At 38.9% G+C, this 20,021-nt stretch carries 22 protein-coding genes, 2 tRNA genes, 1 pseudogene and 1 riboswitch; of the genes and pseudogenes, 20 read left to right on the top strand and 5 right to left on the bottom strand.

Going from position 1 to position 20,021, the window contains the following annotated elements; translation table 11 throughout:
- Positions 1 to 28 precede the first annotated feature (28 nt).
- Positions 29 to 460, bottom strand: coding sequence for a GNAT family N-acetyltransferase (locus tag JCM14505_RS02155; protein ID WP_054652563.1), 432 nt, complete (start codon positions 458 to 460; stop codon positions 29 to 31).
- A gap of 316 nt (positions 461 to 776) precedes the next feature.
- On the opposite strand from JCM14505_RS02155, the gene JCM14505_RS02150 reads away from it, so the two are divergent.
- Positions 777 to 1,241, top strand: a complete 465-nt coding sequence (locus tag JCM14505_RS02150; RefSeq protein WP_054652561.1) for a universal stress protein — start codon at positions 777 to 779, stop codon at positions 1,239 to 1,241.
- A gap of 39 nt (positions 1,242 to 1,280) precedes the next feature.
- Here the strand turns inward: JCM14505_RS02150 and lplA are convergent, their stop codons facing one another.
- Positions 1,281 to 2,294, bottom strand: coding sequence for a lipoate--protein ligase (gene lplA / locus JCM14505_RS02145; RefSeq protein WP_054652559.1), 1,014 nt, complete (start codon positions 2,292 to 2,294; stop codon positions 1,281 to 1,283).
- 102 nt (positions 2,295 to 2,396) lie between these two features.
- On the opposite strand from lplA, the gene JCM14505_RS02140 reads away from it, so the two are divergent.
- Positions 2,397 to 3,077, top strand: a complete 681-nt coding sequence (locus JCM14505_RS02140) for a VIT1/CCC1 transporter family protein (RefSeq protein ID WP_054652557.1) — start codon at positions 2,397 to 2,399, stop codon at positions 3,075 to 3,077.
- Between the two features lie 13 nt (positions 3,078 to 3,090).
- Positions 3,091 to 3,771: a VIT1/CCC1 transporter family protein gene (locus tag JCM14505_RS02135; protein ID WP_054652555.1), complete on the top strand. Its 681-nt coding sequence runs from the start codon at positions 3,091 to 3,093 to the stop codon at positions 3,769 to 3,771.
- Between the two features lie 54 nt (positions 3,772 to 3,825).
- Here JCM14505_RS02135 and JCM14505_RS02130 read toward each other — a convergent pair.
- Positions 3,826 to 4,727 (bottom strand): annotated as a pseudogene (locus JCM14505_RS02130) (cation diffusion facilitator family transporter).
- A gap of 109 nt (positions 4,728 to 4,836) precedes the next feature.
- Here JCM14505_RS02130 and JCM14505_RS02125 point away from each other — a divergent pair.
- Genes JCM14505_RS02125 through JCM14505_RS02115 form a run of 3 tightly spaced genes read left to right on the top strand, consistent with a single transcriptional unit; the run spans position 4,837 to position 6,827 of the window.
- Positions 4,837 to 5,589 (top strand): threonine/serine exporter family protein, encoded by a 753-nt coding sequence (locus tag JCM14505_RS02125; protein ID WP_054652553.1) that lies wholly within the window; start codon positions 4,837 to 4,839, stop codon positions 5,587 to 5,589.
- A 13-nt stretch (positions 5,590 to 5,602) separates the two neighbouring features.
- On the top strand, positions 5,603 to 6,112 hold the full coding sequence (locus JCM14505_RS02120; RefSeq protein WP_054652551.1) for a threonine/serine exporter family protein: 510 nt from the start codon (positions 5,603 to 5,605) through the stop codon (positions 6,110 to 6,112).
- A 46-nt stretch (positions 6,113 to 6,158) separates the two neighbouring features.
- Entirely contained in the window at positions 6,159 to 6,827 is a 669-nt protein-coding gene (locus JCM14505_RS02115; RefSeq protein WP_054652549.1) for a phosphatase PAP2 family protein, read from the top strand.
- 149 nt (positions 6,828 to 6,976) lie between these two features.
- Here the strand turns inward: JCM14505_RS02115 and JCM14505_RS02110 are convergent, their stop codons facing one another.
- Positions 6,977 to 7,663, bottom strand: a complete 687-nt coding sequence (locus JCM14505_RS02110) for an alpha/beta hydrolase (protein ID WP_054652547.1) — start codon at positions 7,661 to 7,663, stop codon at positions 6,977 to 6,979.
- A 39-nt stretch (positions 7,664 to 7,702) separates the two neighbouring features.
- On the opposite strand from JCM14505_RS02110, the gene JCM14505_RS02105 reads away from it, so the two are divergent.
- From JCM14505_RS02105 to JCM14505_RS02040, 14 genes are all read left to right on the top strand, one after another.
- The gene (locus tag JCM14505_RS02105) at positions 7,703 to 8,131 is read left to right on the top strand and encodes a GNAT family N-acetyltransferase (RefSeq protein WP_054652545.1); all 429 of its coding nucleotides are present in this window, start codon (positions 7,703 to 7,705) and stop codon (positions 8,129 to 8,131) included.
- A gap of 37 nt (positions 8,132 to 8,168) precedes the next feature.
- A riboswitch (Lysine riboswitch) is annotated at positions 8,169 to 8,341 on the top strand.
- 63 nt (positions 8,342 to 8,404) lie between these two features.
- Positions 8,405 to 9,889 carry an amino acid permease gene (locus tag JCM14505_RS02100; protein ID WP_054652543.1) on the top strand — a complete coding sequence of 495 codons (1,485 nt, stop codon included), beginning with the start codon at positions 8,405 to 8,407 and terminating at the stop codon, positions 9,887 to 9,889.
- Between the two features lie 53 nt (positions 9,890 to 9,942).
- Positions 9,943 to 10,015, top strand: a tRNA-Val gene (locus JCM14505_RS02095).
- A 10-nt stretch (positions 10,016 to 10,025) separates the two neighbouring features.
- Positions 10,026 to 10,108 (top strand) — tRNA-Leu (locus JCM14505_RS02090).
- Positions 10,109 to 10,728: 620 nt separating this feature from the next.
- Positions 10,729 to 11,208, top strand: a complete 480-nt coding sequence (locus JCM14505_RS02085) for a hypothetical protein (protein ID WP_054652541.1) — start codon at positions 10,729 to 10,731, stop codon at positions 11,206 to 11,208.
- A gap of 124 nt (positions 11,209 to 11,332) precedes the next feature.
- Positions 11,333 to 11,920 carry a hypothetical protein gene (locus JCM14505_RS02080; protein WP_054652540.1) on the top strand — a complete coding sequence of 196 codons (588 nt, stop codon included), beginning with the start codon at positions 11,333 to 11,335 and terminating at the stop codon, positions 11,918 to 11,920.
- A complete protein-coding gene (locus JCM14505_RS02075; protein ID WP_054652538.1) occupies positions 11,895 to 14,381 on the top strand; it encodes a putative mucin/carbohydrate-binding domain-containing protein in 2,487 nt (828 codons plus the stop codon). Before JCM14505_RS02080 ends, JCM14505_RS02075 begins: the two co-directional genes overlap by 26 nt.
- Positions 14,382 to 14,533: 152 nt before the next feature.
- Positions 14,534 to 14,995: a hypothetical protein gene (locus tag JCM14505_RS02070; protein WP_054652536.1), complete on the top strand. Its 462-nt coding sequence runs from the start codon at positions 14,534 to 14,536 to the stop codon at positions 14,993 to 14,995.
- Positions 14,996 to 15,120: 125 nt separating this feature from the next.
- Positions 15,121 to 15,387 (top strand): hypothetical protein, encoded by a 267-nt coding sequence (locus tag JCM14505_RS02065; RefSeq protein WP_054652534.1) that lies wholly within the window; start codon positions 15,121 to 15,123, stop codon positions 15,385 to 15,387.
- An 84-nt stretch (positions 15,388 to 15,471) separates the two neighbouring features.
- Positions 15,472 to 16,122: a hypothetical protein gene (locus JCM14505_RS02060; protein ID WP_054652532.1), complete on the top strand. Its 651-nt coding sequence runs from the start codon at positions 15,472 to 15,474 to the stop codon at positions 16,120 to 16,122.
- Positions 16,123 to 16,394: 272 nt separating this feature from the next.
- Positions 16,395 to 17,294 (top strand): replication initiation factor domain-containing protein, encoded by a 900-nt coding sequence (locus JCM14505_RS02055; RefSeq protein WP_054652530.1) that lies wholly within the window; start codon positions 16,395 to 16,397, stop codon positions 17,292 to 17,294.
- Positions 17,295 to 17,298: 4 nt separating this feature from the next.
- The gene (locus JCM14505_RS02050; RefSeq protein WP_054652528.1) at positions 17,299 to 17,622 is read left to right on the top strand and encodes a hypothetical protein; all 324 of its coding nucleotides are present in this window, start codon (positions 17,299 to 17,301) and stop codon (positions 17,620 to 17,622) included.
- Positions 17,622 to 17,825 (top strand): hypothetical protein, encoded by a 204-nt coding sequence (locus JCM14505_RS02045; RefSeq protein WP_306455172.1) that lies wholly within the window; start codon positions 17,622 to 17,624, stop codon positions 17,823 to 17,825. The genes JCM14505_RS02050 and JCM14505_RS02045 overlap by 1 nt, the downstream gene beginning before the upstream one ends.
- A gap of 153 nt (positions 17,826 to 17,978) precedes the next feature.
- The gene (locus tag JCM14505_RS02040) at positions 17,979 to 19,094 is read left to right on the top strand and encodes a tyrosine-type recombinase/integrase (RefSeq protein ID WP_054652526.1); all 1,116 of its coding nucleotides are present in this window, start codon (positions 17,979 to 17,981) and stop codon (positions 19,092 to 19,094) included.
- 142 nt (positions 19,095 to 19,236) lie between these two features.
- Here JCM14505_RS02040 and JCM14505_RS02035 read toward each other — a convergent pair whose 3' ends face one another.
- On the bottom strand, positions 19,237 to 19,956 hold the full coding sequence (locus JCM14505_RS02035) for a B3/B4 domain-containing protein (protein WP_054652524.1): 720 nt from the start codon (positions 19,954 to 19,956) through the stop codon (positions 19,237 to 19,239).
- Positions 19,957 to 20,021: the final 65 nt, after the last annotated feature.

Below are 20,021 nucleotides of genomic sequence, written 5' to 3'. Positions count from 1 at the left end.
TGACCACTTTTGGTTAGCTCGTTTTTGTTTAAGGTAAAATCATTTTTTGATGGGGTAAGCCCGCTTCCATGAATTGGTCGCCGACGGGTTGAAAGCCTAATTTTTCGTATAATCCTTGGGCAGTGATTTGGGCGTCTAAGGTGATCGGTAAATTGGGCCATTGGCGTTGGGCTTGGATGATGAGTTGGGTTAACAGTTGTTTAGCATAACCATGGCCACGGGCGTCTTGAGCGGTTACCACGCGACCAAGGTGAATGGCATCATCATTCACAAATGCTCGGGCATAGGTAAGTAATTCACCTTTGATTCTTCCTTGGGCATGGAGGGCAATTAAATCAGCTTCATCAGGATCGGGGACGACGATATGTTGTTCGCCGGTAAAGACGGTGGCCCGGAGGCGATAAATTTGCCACAGTTGGGTGGTAGTTAATTGGTTAAAGGGTTGAATTTGGATTTCCATGGGATGACCTCGAGGTATGATGGTTGGATTGATTAGTGATACGTGTGATGTTGAGTGTTCTATTCACATTTGAAATCATGTTCGCAGGGTCGCTCTAACGCGAGTCTAAACTTTCTCTTCATACTTGTAATTATGCTCGCCCTAAGTTTCCTAGTGCTAAGCATAAATTCCTCCGACGTTAGTACCTAACGCCGCACGGAATTCAAAGCTTAGCATTCGGAAACTTTACACGGGCTCACATACTAGTGTTTACAATCATAGCAAATTCTCGTATGATAAAGAAGTAGCATGATCCAATTCAAAAAGGAGTTTTGAAATGGAAATTAAACCAAAGAAGTTTCACAAGATTTTAGTTGGGGTTGATGAAGCCCCGGATGCTTTAGCAGCTTTTTACTATGCAGTTGATAAGGCCAAGCGAGATGGCTCGGAATTAGGAATTGTTTCAATTTTTGAAACGAAGCGCGTGAATGTGTTCCAAATTTTGGATGATGAATACGTGCATGACAGTCGTGATAAATTGGAACACCGGATTCAAGAATATGTGCAAGCGGCGATTGATTATGGGGTTGATCCAAAACAAATCACGGCCATTGTTGACGAAGGTGATAAACCAGCGGAACGAATTTGTAACCACGTGGTGCCAGAATTTAATCCAGACCTAATTGTCGTTGGGTCAATTGGTAAACCAGGATCGCGGAAGACGATTGGTTCCCAAGCGTCTGAAATTGTGGAACACTCTGGGGTTTCAGTCACTGTTGTTCGAGCTGATAACGAAGCTTAATGAAAAACAGGTGCTAATTTTTAAGCACCTGTTTTTTGGTTAAGCTGGTTTAAGTAGTAAATCAATAATGGCAGCAGCCGGAATCTGGCCAAACGTTCCCGCAAAGTCGAAACCTTGTAAGGCCCGTTTGATGGCTGGGGCTTCATAGCGGACGTTGACAAGGCGGTCGATGAAAGCTTGCGGAGTTTGTTGTCCGAGAAAATCCCCGTAGACCTGTAAGTCGGTAATGTGACCATGGTCAACGGTTAACCGGAAATCAACCGTGCCCGCGGGGAAGTGGTGCCGGTGTTGGATGGTGGCGCTTGGTGATTTGCCATAGACCCAGTCCCAATTTTGGTAAACACGTTGAGTTAGTTCGTTCACGGCGGCTTGGTCGGCCGGAGTTAATTCATATAACTTGGCCTGGGATAGATTATCTACGTGTAAAATAGCCTTGGCTAACGTATCACGGAATTCTTCAATGGTTAGATGTTGATATTTCGGGGCAAAATGGGGTTTTAAATTCGTCACGCGGGCATGCACCGATTTAATCCCTTTGGCGGCGATTTTGTCATCCGGGACGGTGAGGGCGTGTTCAATCACGTCAAGGTCCACATCATACATTAAAGTGCCGTGGGAAAACATCCGTCCGCGCTCAATTTTCATCGCATTACCGGAAAATTTTTGTCCGTTAATTTCAAGGTCGTTACGGCCAGCTAGGGTAGCGTCAGTCGCGCCCAGTTGGTGTAGCGCCTTTAAAACGGGAGTGGTAAACTTCGCAAAATTACCATTGGAATGACCATCATCGGTAGTAATAAAGCTAAAACTGACATTCCCGAGGTCATCAAAGACCGCGCCACCCCCAGAGGTGCGCCGGGTGACGATAATGTCGTGTTGCTTGACGTAATCAAGATTGATTTCATCATATGCATTTTGATTGCGGCCTAAAATAATGCAGGGCGAATTGATGTAAAAATAAAGAATCGGTTCAGTTAAATCTGCGTGTTTCATTAAATAGGATTCCAAGGCTAAATTATAGCGAATGTCGTTACTAGGTGAAGTTAGGTAACGCAATTAAATCACTTCCTTTTTGTAAGCGCTTTTTCTTTATTTTAACACTTGAGTTAGCGCTTGATAAGGTGTAAATTAAAGGGCGAATAAAGGGAGGAAGCAACAATGAAGAAAAAAATGTCCTTAGCGCAAAAAATTAATGTTTTGCGGGCCAGTGTCATGGGAGCCAACGATGGAATTATCTCGGTCGCCGGGATTGTTATCGGGGTGGCGGCGGCCACAAAAGATCCGTTTTCGATTTTGATTTCCGGGTTAGCGGGGAGTTTAGCCGGTACCATTTCAATGGCCGCGGGGGAATATATTTCCGTGAGCACCCAAAGTGATTCGCAAAAAATGGCGTTAGTAAATGAAACACAACGCCTTGAAGAAGATTACCAACGGGAATTTGACTTTGTAAAACAAAAATTTATTGACCAAGACATTGATCCGCAACTAGCGCATCAAGCCACGCAAGAATTAATGGAACAAGATGCCGTCGGAACGGTTGTGCAAGAACGCTATGGCTTTAACCCGCATGAATACACAAGTGCATATGCAGCGGCGTTAGCTTCATTTATTTCCTTCCCTTTGGGATCGATTTTACCAATTGCGGCGGTGACGTTATCTCCTGATCATTGGCGGATTTGGTTAACGATGGTCGCCGTGACGATTGCCCTTGTGATTACCGGGTATACCGCTGCTGTGTTAGGCGAATCAAACCGACCAAAGTCCGTGTTGCGGAATGTGGCATCAGGTTTATTAACGATGTTAGTAACCTTTATCATTGGTCAATTAATTGCCCGTTAAGGAGGTCAGTTCAATGGCAAAGCATCAAAAACAAACGATGGAAGAAAAGTTGAATACCCTCCGTGCCGGAGTTTTAGGTTCCAATGACGGGATTTTAACCGTTGTCGGCGTGTTGGTTTCTGTGGCGGCGGCCACGACGAATTCGTTTACGATTTTCGTAGCGGGGTTGTCCGATTTACTGGCCTGCGCTTTTTCGATGGGGGCGGGGGAATATGCTTCCGTTAGCACCCAAAAAGATACCGAAAAAGCAGCCGTGGAAAAAGAACGGCAATTATTAAAAACGGATTTTGCTGGGGAATTAGCAGCGGTGACGCAATATTATGAAGCTAAAGGAATCTCGCCGCAAACATCAGCGGCAATTGCCCAAGATTTATTAGCGAAAAAGCCGTTAGAAACCGTAGTGAAGGTGAAATACAATGTTGAATTAGGTCATTATTTAAATCCATGGGATGCGGCCTTTTCATCCTTAGTTTCGGCTGGTCTTGGGGGAATCTTACCACTAGTTGCCATGACGTTTACCCCTGGGGTGGCGAAGTGGCCGATGACGATCCTCGCGGTGATGGTTACCAGCGCCTTAGTTGGTTATATTAGTGCCCGCCTTGGTGATGGGAACCCGAAAGTGGCCATGCTCCGCAATATTATCATTGGATTGATTACCGTGGCCATTCACTATTTCGTTGGGAAGTTATTCTAAATAATGGTTTCAAATAAACGCTCCTAGTTGAGTTAATCTCAGCTAGGAGCGTTTTTAGTGTTCAAAGTGATCAATTTCGTTTGCGATTAATGACTCAGCCTCGCCACGGTGACATTCGGCTTGAATCGTAACATGGTTGAAGTGATACTTAGTTTTCAGAATGGTTTCAATTTGTTGGTAGAGGGGTTCGATTTGGCTTAATTCTTGGTTTGTACAGTTAATGTGCAGTGAAATCGCGGTGGTGTGTTCATCTAACATCCAAGCATGGAGGTGATGAATATGATTAACCCCTGGTAACGCCGTTAAATCCTTGGTGATTTGGTCATAATCAACTTTGGGGCCGGTTTGCATTAAAATTAAGCTCGCTTGTTTAATGACGGGCAAGGTTTCTTTGGCGATTAATAAAGCCACTAAAATGGTTAATGCCGGGTCGACCCACGTGACTTGGGTGAGGGTGACGACCAGGGCGCCGATAATCACGGCGACAGATGATAACGTGTCACCTAAGATATGTAAGTAAGTCGCCTTTAAATTGAGACTATGATTAACCCCGGCGTGTAATAGGAATAGTGAAACGATATTCGCAATTAAGCCGATGATGGCGACCGTTAACATGAGCGGCCCGTTGATTGGTTCAGGGTGGGCAAAGCGCACGATGCTTCGTAAAGTAAGCCAATGACCACGATTACCAAGATAATCGCATTTAACAGGGCGGCTAAAATTTCCGCTCGTCGGTAGCCATAGGTTTGATACTGATTTTCCGGCCGGGTACTAATCCGACTGGCGACATAGCCGAGCACAATCGATAAGGTATCGGTTAAATTGTGAACGGCATCAGATAGTAAGGCTAAACTGCCCGCCATAAGGCCTCCGATAATTTCAGCTAGGGTAATGACAGCGTTTAAAACGGTCACGCTTAAAAACCGTTGACGTGATATTTGCGGATGTTCGTGCATTAAATTTCTCCCAATTAAATTAATTTTCCTTAATCATACCAAATAATTCATGGATAACAACATCAGCTAATGATATCTTAGTAACATAATGACGAAGGGGGCTTGATGGATGGATGATGAAACACGTAATTTAGCGATTACGACTTGTATCTTAGCGGGACAAATTTTAATTGAAAATGGGTCGAATATGGATCGGGTTAATGATACGGTGTATCGGATGGGCCGGGCTGCCGGCTTGAAGAGTTTCCAGGTTTTTACGACCGTCACGGGAATGGTTGCGTCATCTGATCATCTCCCCAATGCGCAAGCGGTTGATATTCGGGTCCGGAAAAACAATCTCCGGAAAGTGGCCGAAGTGAATGATGTTTCGCGACGGTTTGTAAATGGAAAATTAACGTTGGCGCAAACGTATGCGGAACTTAGTGCTATCGATCGCGATCAAACGAATCTGCCGGAATGGTTACAATGTGTGGCGGCGGCAGTCTTAAGTGGGGCGTTATTAGTGATTTTTACTGGCGATTACGGGGATGTAATTGAATCATCCCTCATCGGTGGGATTGGTTACTGGGTCTTTTTGGTATTATTCCGTAAGTTTCAAATTAAATATATTAGTGAATTTAGTGCAGCCGTGGTCGTTGGAGTTAGTGCGATGCTTCTCCAAAAAGTTGGAATTGTCGCGAATGCCAATGCGACGATTATTGGAAGTATTATGCCGTTAGTACCTGGGATCCCATTAACGAATGCGGCCCGTGATTTTGTCGCCGGAAACTTAATTAGTGGTCCGTCACGGGCTTTGGAAGCATTATTAACGGCGGCGGCAATTGCAAGTGCGATTGTGTTGGTTTTACGATATGTGGCGTAGAAAGGAGTAATTGATGACAACAGTACCATGGTGGATTCAAGGTGGCTTGAGTTTTGTGGCCGCTGTGACCTTTGGGATGATGTTAAATATTCCCAAGCGGGCTTATATTCCGTCAGGGTTAATCGGGACGGTATGTTGGTTGGCATATTTATTGATTAATCAATGGTGGCATTTAGGGCTGGCGTTAAGCAATATGATTGGAGCGGTGTTGATTTCGATTTTTAGTATGCTGGTAGCCCGCCGGCAACGCTTGCCGATGATTATTTATAATGTACCAGCGCTAGTTAATTTTGTGCCTGGGGGCCAATCATATCGGATGATTCGGGCCTTAGCCTTAGGAAATCAAGCGTTGGCCATGACGTATCTGTACCAAGTCTTAGTGATTGCGGGAGCCTTGTCGGTTGGCTTTGGGCTTGGTGACTTAATTAATGCCGCTATTTATGGGCGTAAGTTTATAGGTCCAAAACCAATCAGTCAGTTATTACGTCCGAAACCCCACGTATCGAAGCCACGTGATTTGTGATACAATTTAACTATTATTGAATCTTGAAAGAAAAGAAGGTAACGAAATGTTAATTCAATTTGATCATGGCCGGAAATTTCGGTTTATTGTTTCCGGGGTCATTTTTTTAATATTAGCGTTTATGGTTTGGCGCAATGCCTTATTGGTTAGCACCGTTGATGCAGCTTTCCAAACGCTTTTTACTAGTAATCACCCGAGTGGCTTTATGACCGCTTACATGAAGTTCATTTCATTTTTAGGAAGTCCTAAGATGACTTTGTTGTGGGGATTATTATTAGCCGTTTTATTATGGGGCTTGAAGTTTAAAGTAGCAGCACTTTGGTCATTCGCGACGCTGGTTACGGGTGATGCTTGGGGCTGGATTATTAAGCATTTGATTCAACGGGCGCGGCCAGCCCAACACTTAGCTGCCGATGATGGGTTTAGTTTCCCAAGTGGGCACACGTTAGGGACATTCTTGATTGCCGGGATTGTCTTATTAGTTGTAGTACCAATTATTCAAAATGATTTGAAACGGCGGGTAACGATTGCTATTACGATTGTGTTCGTAGCTCTGTTAGCAATTTCACGGGTGTACTTATATGCACACTTTCCAACGGATACAATTGGCGCAATGTTATTAGGTTATACTTGGTTACAAATCATGGAAGTCTTCTACGTGAAGTTAGCCCCAACCATGCAACGGATGCGTTATACAAGATATTCATTAATTTAAACTATAAAAAGCGGGCGGGATTTTCCGACCGCTTTTTATTTGCGTGGCTCACGACCTATTATCAATCCATTGATGCGCAAGTTTAAACCAGGTGGCCACATGGGGATCAATTTCACTATCCTTGCGGGCACTGTTAGGTTGGGCTAGGGTCATCCCGTGTGGACCGTGGGGATAAAAGTGCCTTCAACCGACACCTGTGCTTGGTATAAGGCGTTAAAATATTGTAAACTGTTGCTGGCCGGTACAAAGGGGTCGTCAAGGGTGGTCCAAATGAAGGTGGGGGCGCAGTTAGCATTAACCGTAGTACTTGCATCAATGAAACGTTCATCGGCCGTCCATTGTTGGATGGTGACTTGGTCAGTGGGAAATCCGGCGTGTAAATTAATGACTGGATAACCAAGGATCAGGCCGTTTGGTTGAGCGAGTTCATTGGGGACTTTACTTAGTTGTTGGAGCCAAGCGGTCGACCAATAATTATTGTATAGGGCTGCTAAATGACCGCCAGCCGAAAAGGCGTTTAAAAAGATTTGTCCATTCAAATGGAATTCGTTCGTATGGGTGCGCAAATATTGCACCGCTTTAGCAAGGTCGATCAGTGGTTGCGGGTATAAAGGTTTATTTCGGCCATCGGAAATTAACGTATATCGTAACACGGCAACTTGATAGCCTTGCGCACTCCAAGCCAGGGCCAATTTTTCGGTTGATTCAACGGGGAACATTTTCATAGAACCGCCGGGAATGATAAGTAAGGCTGGAACTTGTTGATGGGCAAACCAACTTTGGCGGTATAACGTTAAGCTGGCGTGCTCAGTAAGATGGATGGTTTCTAGTTGCATAATGGGTGTCCTCGTTTTCACTTGATAGGGGTAATTATAATGGAGTTGTCATCACAATACCAATTGAATTTATTGACGGTCGCGGATGCATCATTAGTGCGGGCTTTGTTATTGCAAGATCAATTAGGGAGCGCAATGGGCTTAGTGGTGAATGATGCAACAGCCTTACAGTGGGCCCTGACAAATTGGTTAAAGAATGGTACTTGGTGGGGGATTTTTAAGCAACACCACTTAATTGGGGTAGTAGTGATAATGCTGGTGGCGGAACAATTAGAATTAAGTTATGGTTTATTACCAGCAGAGCGGCACCGTGGTTTAATGACCAAGGCTGTGAAACAAGTGCTCGCCCAGGTTGCGCAGCGACCGATTATGGCTCAAACCACCGCAAATAATTTGGCATCGCAACGTGTCTTACAAAAACTGGGGTTTAATTATGACGCAGAAAATCGGCTTTGGACTTGTAATTAAATTCTAATTGTGTATAATTTGTAACAGATTAATATTTTAGTTTTGAAGAGGTCGCATGAATCATCAGTATGATTAGCTAGGTGGACAAACGCTGGAACTAATCAGAAAGGGAAACGTGCCGAAACAACTTACTGTTTGTCCGGTAAGGAGTTGGGGGATTGTTGAAGAAGCAATTCACTGTCGTGGAAATCACGGAGCGCTTCGTTAAAGATACAGGTCTTTTCCGGAACGTTGGAAAAGACCTTTTTATTTTGACATAAAGGAGGAGAACAAATGTCAAAGCAAACTGACGCTGGGCAAGGTGAAATTAAGCGGACCTTGCAATCACGTCACCTCTCAATGATTGCCCTTGGGGGATCAATTGGGACCGGATTATTTATTGCGAGTGGGTCAGCTATTACGAAGGCTGGTCCAGGGGGAGCGTTATTAGCCTATTCCATTATGGGGATGATGGTGTACTTCTTAATGACGTCGCTGGCAGAAATGGCCACTTATATTCCGTTAACGGGTTCATTTGCGGCCTATGCCTCAAAATTCGTGAGTCCGGCCACGGGGTTCGCCCTGGGGTGGAACTATTGGTTGAACTGTGCAATTACTGTTCCCGTTGAAGTTACGACGGCCGGGATTGTGATGAACTTTTGGTTCCCGCATTTACCGGCGTGGGTTTTCTCGGGGGTTGTCTTTATTCTGATTTTCTTGATTAATTTCTTATCAGTGAAATCATATGGGGAAACGGAATTCTGGTTAGCGCTCGTTAAGGTGTTAGCTGTGGTGGCCTTCTTAATTGTCGGGGTGTTAGTTATCTTCGGAATTATGGGTGGACAAGGCCCAACTGATTTAAGTAACTTTACCTATAAGAAAGCCCCATTCGTGAATGGAATTTCTGGGATTATTAGTGTGTTCTTAGTGGCTGGGTTCTCTTTCCAAGGAACAGAAATGATCGGGATTGCCGCTGGGGAAACGAATAATCCAGAACACAGTGTACCTAAGGCGATTAAGTCAACGTTCTGGCGGATTTTATTATTCTACATTTTTACAATTTTTGTGATTGCTTGCATCTTACCATATACGAATCCAAACTTATTAAGTGCGGATGTGCAAGATATCGTGACGAGTCCATTTACGTTAGTCTTTAAGCGGGCTGGCTTAGCAGCGGCGGCCAGTGTGATGAACGCCGTCATTTTAGTAGCCGTGCTTTCATCGGCTAACTCTTGGATGTATGCCTCATCGCGGATGTTATTCTCCCAAGCGCGGGAAGGATTTGCCTTTAAGCAATTTGGTTATGTTAACCGACGGGGAATTCCAATTTACGCTTTATTGGCCACCACGATTATTGGGATTGCTGTTTGGCTATTACAATTTGTTGGTGAACAAGCGTACAGTTTATTGATTAGCGCTTCTGGGTTATCAGGTTTCATTGCTTGGTTAGGGATTGCAATTAGTCATTATCGCTTCCGGAAAGCCTTTGTGGCCCAAGGGCATGATTTGAAGGAATTGAAGTACCACGCGGCTTGGTATCCATTTGGTCCTATTTTTGCGATTATCTTAAGTATCATCGTGATTGGGGGGCAAGATATTAATGCCATCGTGAACCTTGATTGGATGGGCTTGTTGATTGCTTACATGAGTTTACCAATCGTATTGGGCTTCTACATTTACTACAAGGTTAAGTACGGTAGTAAGCTAATTCCATTAAAGGAAGTTGACTTATCACGGCGGACGAAGGGTGAATCCTTTGATCCGGATGCAGAAAATTAAAAATTAAGTTGACAATTTTTGGCAACTACGGTATATTTAAGTAGTTGTCAAACGGGGGATTAGCTCAGTTGGGAGAGCGTCTGCCTTACAAGCAGGATGTCACAGGTTCGAGCCCTGTATCCCCCATTTTTATATTGCGGATATGGCGGAACTGGCAGACGCGCAAGATTTAGGTTCTTGTGTCCTTGTGGCGTGGGGGTTCGAATCCCTTTATCCGCATTATTGGAGTTTCTTAAATGTTTGAAACGTTGATATAAAGGTGTTTTAAATTGAATTAAGATGTTTTGAAATAGTTAATTAAAGTTAAAGTGGCACACTGTTGAAAATGCTGTGCCGGTGCTTGCATAGGAAAACCGCATAAATACGATGATACCGGGCTTTGGCTCGGTTTTTTTGTGTGCAATTTTGTGCATGTGATGGTAATTATGATTTAAAATCTGTGATAGAAAGGTGAAAGAGGACTACACTATCTAACGAGTTTAAAATAATTTTACCCGGTTATTAAAAATAACGTAATTTATCGTAGTTAGAAAATGGTATAACTAGCAGGAGGAGTTATCTAAACTGATGAGATATAGAATATGTCAGTAGAATTAAAGGGAATGGATGGTTTCGTTATATTTATAATGTATCATATGTTTAAAAAGTACATAACTATTATCGGGATATTGTTAATATATATAAACGATATTAAGCATAATTTTACTAAGTAATTAATATCTGAATACCATATATAGTAAATTATATAATGTTATTTTAAAGTTCGAATTTTATTCGGTTTATCATATAATAATTATATAAATGTAATTCAATATCGTATAGAGGTATGGTTATAAATAATGAAGAATAAAACTCAAATTAATCCTAAATATAAATTAATTAAGTTACACGTTGGATTAGTTTCTGCATTAATTGGTTTTGGTGTAATGGTCGGAACGCCAATGATTGTGCATGCTGATACTGGTGCCGATGTCGGTATTAGTACTGACGATAGTAAGCAGAATACATTAAAGGTTCAACCATTTATTCCATTGGAAAATTTAAAACAACCAATTGGAGATGGAAATCAAAATATTGAAAATTCCACTGATGAATGGAGGTTAACAGGAGTTGGTAATTGGCAGTATGGAACTGTTAGTTATGATACTAATAATCGTCAATTAATAATTTCTGGAAACGGATATAATCCGCATGATTACTATGGTAATAATGTTTATAGTAGGGTTTCCGTAAATAGAAATCAGAATAATTTGTATCAACATGAGTTTATTGGAAACAAAGGTGTAAGCTTTAAAAAAAGAAGTTCAATTACAAGCTAATGATACCTTTTCAATTTTTCAAGACGAACCAGGTCGAATTCAACCATCCACAGAAAATTTAAAATATACGGATTTAAATCAGCCTAAAACATTTACTTATCAAGTTACTAATCAAGGAACATTATTGAACTTAACAGATTATGTTAATTTAACTGAAAATGTTAAATCCTTGTTTAAGGGAAATAATCGTAATCAGTTAGCATTGGGAATTTCGGAAAGTGATTTACAACAAGTTCAACAAACTGTAACCGGTAATACGTATCTATCGTCTGAACAACGAAAGCGATTGTTAGATCAAGTAACCGAGGCAATCAATCTATTTAATCACCGGCCAAGTGGAATTGATAATGGAGTAGTTAAGACTGTTGATGTCTTTAGTATAGCTCCTAACGAAGCAACTAATCGAGAAGGCCGACCAATGGGAAATAGTATGGATCGACAAGCATTAGGAATTACGATGACAAAGGGGGCACAAATTCAGGTTAAAGTAACACAATCACCTAAAGCAACAGATACATTAACACTAGATTTAATTGATTCTAGTAGTAAAAACGAACAATTAATTAATTTAAAAAGTAGTGATGATTGGGTGACTGTGACAGCAGAAGCGGATAATGTTCCATATATTAAAACTCCATCAACTGGGTCATACCAAGTTCAGTATCGTATTGTTAGTGGTAGGATTGATGAATTACCTATTTTTTTCACATGATTCTAAACAAGAAACGGTTCAAACGAAATGGGATGCTAGTAAGAGTCCATATGCTTTAATGCAGGCTTACAATATACAACTTCAAATTCCATATTCGGATATTTTGCGAGTTATGCAAACTAATATGGATGATTTATTAAATCAATATGATCAACAAGTTTTTAAATTGTATGCAGAGTTAACGGGAATTCAGTATAACCAAAGTAGTCATCCAGTTGTTCGACGTTATTTTGCAATGCCCGATAAAAATGGAATTGGTGCTGCGTATTATAATGGTGGTCGTTGGATTGCAATCAATGGTTCATCAGTGGCTTCTTATTTAACAATTGGTTGGTTAACATTGCATGAAATTGCTCATGGTTATGAAGTTCCTTCTGATTGGATGCAAATTATTGATAATTTTAATAATGTTTATGGAACAATTTACCAAGCTAAGTATACCTATCCAACTAATCAAGAATTTAGCCATAAGTCATGGATTTATGATGGTGGAAAAGAAAAAAATATCCAACAAGTGATTCAAGAGGTATTGACACAACACCAAAACTTTAATCAAGTTGGATTACGAGAACGATTGATTTTATTGTTAAGTTTAGCTGATTATAAAAATACTGATAGTTGGAAAATTTTTAATGAATATCATCGTAAAGTTGCGAATGATGGTAAAAATTCCAGTGATTTAGGTAAAGATTGGATTCAATCATTTAAAGATTCTTATAATGTTGATGTAACACCGTACTTTTTATTAATGGGGGTTCCAATTGACCAAGTCACGATGTTAAATTTAGCTAATTCTAATTCTGAACCGATAGTTCCATTAGCCCAAGTGGTGGATAAAAATAAAATTAATAATGTAATTGCTCAGTTAGGTTGGGATCAAGATAGTCTTAAGAATGAATTGTCATTGGTATCAACTAATGATTTATTGAAAACTAGATTAACTGGGACGACCAAATTAACATTTACAAATCCTAGCTTAGCTAAAGGACACCAGTTTGAACTTCGAAACGGTAATCAAATCATTAAGAAATTTGAACTTCCAGCAAACGGAGATTTAACTTTTACTGATTTACCAATAGGGGTTTATACATTAATAAGTGACGATGGTACGATCTCTTTGCTGAATCCATATGTATATGTGAAATCTGATAGTATACAATCGCAATCAATGACGTTAACTGATAATATTTTAACGAAAGTACGTGATTTATTTACGGATAATTCATATTCACAATTGAAACCGTCAATAACATTAACTCAATTAAAACAAGCTGAAGAATTAGTAAATAATTTAAGTAATAAAGCGTTACAATTAGCTAACTCTAAGTTAACCCAACGGGCATCAGCTATGATTGAACAAATTACGTTAATGGGTGGTAGCAATGTTATTTTTAACACCATTAGTGATAATAATGGTACAGGTACGTTAACAATCCAATCTTATCCAGTACAACCACATTGGGCATTTGGGGATGATGTTTATTCAACAATTGATATTTATGATTCAAAGGGTAAATCTGTTTATAGTAATCACATTATTGCTAGTCAAACTCAACCAAATAAAGTTGTAACTTTAGCTAATGCGGATGGTTATAAGGTAGTAATAACTCATAAAGAAGGACCATCACGGTTACAAGCTGATTTAGGAAACGTAACGATAACACCGTCTAATAAGCAAATTTTTATGGTTCAAGATGGAAAGTTAGTTCCAGGATATCCAAATGAAGAACTAATTGTTCCAGAAACAGTTAGTTTTAAAGTTGGTGAAGTAAAGAATAATGATGAATTATTAAATTTAATTAACCCTAAGATTATGCCTAAAACTTCAGCATTGAAGTTTGATATTGTTGGAAGTGATGTTGATTTTGATCATGAAGGTAATTATCAAGTAGTTATTAAAGCTACAGATAATCATCAAAAACTTCAATCCATTGTTAATGTTAAAGTTATAGGTAATGTAATCCCAACGCATGAAGTAGGCGAACCATTGATTCAACCAGAAAAGTCGACATTGACGTTACCAACGCATGAAGTAGGTGAACCATTGATTCAACCGGAAAAGCCGACATTGACGTTACCAACGCATGAAGTAGGTGAACCATTGATTCAACCGGAAAAGCCGACATTGACGTTACCAACGCATGAAGTAGGCGAACCGTTGATTCAACCAGAAAAGCTAATATTATCTGTCACAGGAAATGATGTTAATAGTATGATTTTGTTTGAAAAAGTAGATAATACCTCGAATAAGGAGTTTAATTTAAAAGTTAGTCATGAGATTATTAGTACTACTAATAATAAACAGGTTGATAAAACTGATGACAAATTACAAGATATGTCCAACACTTTGCCTCAAACAGGAGAAAGTATTAATCAAGCTAATCCTAAAATTGGAATTTTAGGATTACTAATTACAGTATTAATGGGATTAATTGGAGTGAAAAAGTATAAACATAACTAAATAAAATAAGGGGCAACCAGATTTCCACTATTGGATTTCAGGTGGCTCCTTATTTGTCAATTACGTGTAATTATTGTGTGCCTACATTAAAATTTTATTCCCAAAATGATTATATAATGTTGATAAATAAATTATTAAGGAGTTCATATCAAATGAGTCAAAATGATGAATTTATTAGATTAAAAGATGCAGCTAAGTTAGTTGGTGTTAAAGCGGATACTCTTCGTAAGAGAATTGAAAGGGGACATTACGGATTTAAAAATTTACCGGTTGACTTAACTGAAAATTATGAAACGGGTATTAATAAGAGAAAAATAAAGGGAGAAACGTGGATAAGCAAAAAAGCATTAAAATTAATCCAATTAGATAAGGCTATTAATAATGTTCCTTATATTGCAATGGTTCAGGATTTATTATCTGATGATATAGAATATTTGGATTCAACAGATATTAAGCAGGTTTATGATTCGTTAATCCATAAGTTAGTTAACAGATTAAAAGAAATGCAAATTTATTCCAAAGGAGATGAGGAAATTGTATTGGCTATTAATGAGTTAGTTTATGGTTTAATTCAAAAAATTAATGTAAAAAATAATAAGTGTCCGAGTAATTAGATTGAAGTTAGGCGTGTCATACCAAGTGGTTGACACGTCTTTTTTTTGTTTAAGGTGTCCACTTAGTGTGTCTAAAGATTAAGTGGAAAAATAGAGGCAACAAATAAGAAAGGAGGAGTGTGCTCATGGGGGACACATCTGTCAAGTGGAAAGCGAGTGACAATGTTATCGTTAATCCAAAGTTAGTTGCATTGTTGCAAGAAGCAAAATTAAGGGTGACCAAATTAAACGACAACCCTAAAGACGAAACATTACTTAATGTTCGGATTGAGGTTATGGGTGGCATACTTAATGGCGGGAAATATATGATTAAATGTCGGCAAGCTAAAGATTTAAAAGTTGGGGATGTTATTAAGGTTAAGATTACGTCGACAAGACATATGCAAGTGTGATAAATAATAATGGTAGATCATTTACGTGGCTTAATCCTAGTTTTACTGGCAAAGTAGTTAATAAGTTGAAAGGTAATAACCGCAATGATGGATAAGATTGAATTTGTTTTTGGCATTATTTTAAAAATTATAACATTTGTTGGTATTTTACCATTGTGGTTGGCGGTGATATTTTTAATTGCCGGTGTGTTAATTGCTGTATGGATAATTGTTGATCAGAAAGGACAAAATAGAATGGGAAATGTAATTAAGTATGAACAAACATTAGAAAAGTTAGCAGGTGCTCAACAAGAGATTGAAGCAATTGAACATCAAAGGGAGGCACTTAATCGTTGGAGAGATCGTCTAAAGACAAAAGAAACGGAGTTAGAAACTGATCGTGAACTGTTGAATGGTGATATTGAACAATATGAATATTTTTATAATCAATTGCGAGAAATGTTTAAGGATGCCGGAGCTTATCCGGAAATGGAGAAGTTAGTTGAGAATGGTCTGCGCGGGCAAATTAGTGTGAAAGAATTATTTGCCATGGAATTAAAACCATTGATTAAATCAGTAGGATTAACCACGTATGACCAAGATCAAACGGTCAGAAAATCCCTTATTAAGTGTGTGAAAGGTCCATATAGAACTTTTGTCATAGATTGCTTCGACATCCTCACTGGTAAGGGAATGCCACCGGTGATTGTTGCATATATGCTTTACTATTACTTATCGACAAAACAACCAGATTAACAATGGTGACTGTAGCGACAATCGATTGACCATAACGAAGCACCAGCTGGAGTGGCGGGAAAGAGCGCGGAGCGGAAGTCAGTGAATGTACAACCGAAAGCGTTGGGTTAACTGGTTGTTTTGAATAATGGTTAATCATAAGCATAAGGCAACAATAACGTTAAGAATAACGTTGCCAAAAAGTGATTAGAAGCAATTGAAATAAAGTTAGTTTTTAGGACAAACCCCCGCATACTATAAGGGGGGTTATGATAGTTTGGAGGGGATAAAATATGTGTTTGATAGAAACTGATATTGATCAAATAACGTTGTCAGTGCCCAATATTGATGGAATGAGCCAATGGGATAGAGTTAATCAGATTGTAGATGAGCTTAGACTTAAAGGAACATTAGGACCATTTTCGGAGGAGTTACCAAGAAATAGAAGCTATGATAGGGCGATTGGATGGGGTGACTCTGGTAAGAATATTCAAATCATGTGGCGTGCTGGAGAATTGGATTATGATTTAAAACAGGGACTATTGATATATTTCGATGCAACTGGTAAACGATTGTTTGATTTATATACGAATTACGAGGAGCTTGGTTATCGTTGGCAAGAGTTGATTGGTAAAGTTTACGATTTAGGTGGCCACGTAACGAGAATAGATATTGCAATTGATGTTTATAATTCTGATGTGATCTTGAGTGAACTATATCAAGATGTTAAAGACGGAAAAATTCAGGTTAAGAATCAAAATAATCAAACACCGACGATAGGTGAGTTTGCTAAGAATTTTGAAACAACGGGAATAACTATAAATTCTAGATCAAGCGATGCATATGGAAGGTTTTATGACAAACGAAAAGAACAAATAGATAAGTTAGGACCTTTTTATGAAAGAGCTCTAGGGTTTAAATCTTGGATTAGGCTTGAGGGTGAATTTAAGCACAAGCTAGCTAGGAAGATCGGAAAACAGATATCAGATTGCGATAGTTTCAATGATCTCAATGAATTGTTAGTAACACAAATTATTAGTCGCTGGAAACTAATTAAGAATGGCGAGTTACTTAAATTGTGGCACATGCTAGAAATTAAATCGCATGATGGATTATTAGTTACGTTGGGAAAAGATGAATTAAAGAGCTTTACAAGAAGTATCCGTTATTTTTTTAAATGGTGGTGGAGCTAGTTTAATGTACAAGATATATCGAGTGTATGGACAAGATGGGCTAGATTACTTTGAAGAATTATTGTTAGATTATTTTGACAAAGTTAATGAGTTGGATGGATTCCATCCATCGTTAAACGTTAACACTGAAATTAATAAAATTAGACAAGAAGTTTTGGCGAATCGATGGTGGATAGATGATTATTGGAATGCCGCAACAGGATTGATTGAAAAAGAAAAAGAAGTCACTAAACCGACCAAAGTTACTAGTGACTTCTTCAAAATAAAGAATAATAAAAATAATCCTTTGGTTAATCGTACACCAAGGAAGACGGAAGGTAAAGATTGATGATGCTTAGTGAAGAACTTTTAAATGGGGCCCAATTACAACATGAGTTAGGGATTAGCTCATTTATGATGTATAAAATGATTAAGCATGGCATGCCTTATCGACAACTTGGTAGTACTGGTCGAAAGTATTATTATCTTCCAGAAGTTGAAGATTGGTTAATTAAACAAGGATTTGTTCGGAAAACTAAGTGGACTAAATAGTAAAATGACCGTACAATTAACAGTGTCGTTAATGTGCGGTCTTCCTATTATGGAGGATATTTAATGATAAAAGAGATTACAACAGGGAAACGAAAAGGATTTTGGCAAGTTAGAGTTCAGCCATGAGATCCAATAACTCATGAACGAGTTAGTTTGCCAACTAAATATGTTAAAAGTAAACGAGAGGCAACTCAATTAGAACGAAGGCTTTTTATTGAATTTGAGCAAGGGTATCGTTTAAATGATGGTAAATTAGATTTTGTTACTTCATTTGAAAAATTTGTGGAATCAAAACGAATCACAATATCACCAGTTACTTTTAATAATTGGAAGTATTCGCTCAAGGTATTCAGTAAGTATTTTCAAGGTAAGAAGATTGGTGAATTAAATACTAACTGTATTAATCAGTTTGCGCATCAATTTATCACGGATAATCCTCGGGCGGGAGTTAGCTCGAAATCGTCATTGGCTACTCGATTAAATCATTTAAGATGTTACTTTGATAGTTTGGTTGGAACTGTTGTTAAAACCAATCCAGTTCCAAAAAATGCATTGAAACAGTTTTTCCGGACGAGTGATTTTAATATTGGACAATCACAATATGTCTTCACTGATGATGATTTAAAACGAATTAAATTACAGATTATTTCTGATTTTCAAAGTCTACATATTTCTCGCTGGGGAACTCGATTAGCAATATTAATTGCAATGGAGACAGGAATGCGACCAGGAGAAATTCAGGCGCTGACGTTTAAAGATTTAATTGAAGTAGATGGAAGAAAGCTATTCAGAATCCACGATTCATGGTCAGATATGACAGGTGAATTAAATGGTGCATTAAAAAGCCGTCCACAAGGGGAATCACGGGATTGTTTACCATTATCAATGGAATTAGTTAAGATATTGAGTCGGTATCAATTAAAGCAATTAGAATTTCTGAATGATCATGAAATTGATAATGATACCGGTCGGATATTTATAAATCTAGGAGATTATCGGAAATGCGCGGAAGGACGTCCGATTTCTCAGCATAGCTTTAATGATATGTTACATAAGATATGCGATAACCTTAAAATTGATTCTGAGTGTAAGCAATTATCAATGTACAGCTTCCGTCATACTGTCAGTACTAAGTTAGCTAATAAACCTGGAATGTCTTACCCATGGGCGGCTTCAAAATTAGGAAATAGTGTGGCTGTTTTTACGAGAACCTATGTTAAAGCCGATCGTGATTTAGATAATCAAATGATGGATTTGTGGACAAATTAAATGAGGCACGTAATTGGCACATTTAGGATAATTAGAAGATTGAAATGCTGGTATTAAAGGGATAGTGCGGTGAGTTCCATTCTCTTTATCCGCATATCTAAAAAAAAGACGCTGGCGAAAGTCAGCGTCTTTTTTGTGGAAATTATTCAATTGTGGCTACGGGATTGTCCTTCGTGAGTTGGAAAATTCCTGTTGGTTTAATTCCAAAATATTTTTCGATTAAGTTAGCAAGTTGTTTCATAGCATCATTGGTTCGCGTGATTTGATCGTCATTAATTGCTTCCATGACAGCTACGATTTTTTTCGAATCAGCTGTTAACATTGTCCGTTGGGCATCGCGCCAATTTAATGAACGACAAACAGCACCATCGTTATCGTAATAGATTAGTTCGTTTTCCCGTGCTGGATCATCATTTTCAGCCCCAACTGGTTGAAAACTTTCGCCACCATGAGCCAACCCTAAATGTAAATCACCAGCAATTTTATCGCGATCTTCAATTCCAACTGGCACACCATTTTTGATAGAAACGAAATTATAAAGATCGACAAGTGGGTCAACCGGAGTAACCCCTTTACCATTGTGTACCCGTTTCAATAATGCTTCAATCGATGCACGAGCGCCTTTTTTGGTAGTGAATTGTTTGAAAATTTGTCGCCATTCATCAATCAACGGATTATCTTTAAATGAGTCATCGTTCAAATATAATTGCTTAGCAGTTTCCATTGCTTCGGTTAACAATTTTTCACGCTCGACTATGGATAAGGTAGTGTCATGATTATCAATCCCATCAACAAACAAAATATTAATCTGGGCAGCGGGAAATAAATTCCAAAATTCTTGATCGATTATTACTTTTTGCATAATATACGCCTCCTTACTATTTATTTAACATCTTAAGGGTTTAAAGTCAATAATATACGGTGATT

This window comes from Limosilactobacillus equigenerosi DSM 18793 = JCM 14505 (genome assembly GCF_001311375.1).
GTDB classification, from domain to species: Bacteria; Bacillota; Bacilli; order Lactobacillales; family Lactobacillaceae; genus Limosilactobacillus; species Limosilactobacillus equigenerosi.
This window is presented reverse-complemented; position numbering and strand designations above follow the sequence as displayed.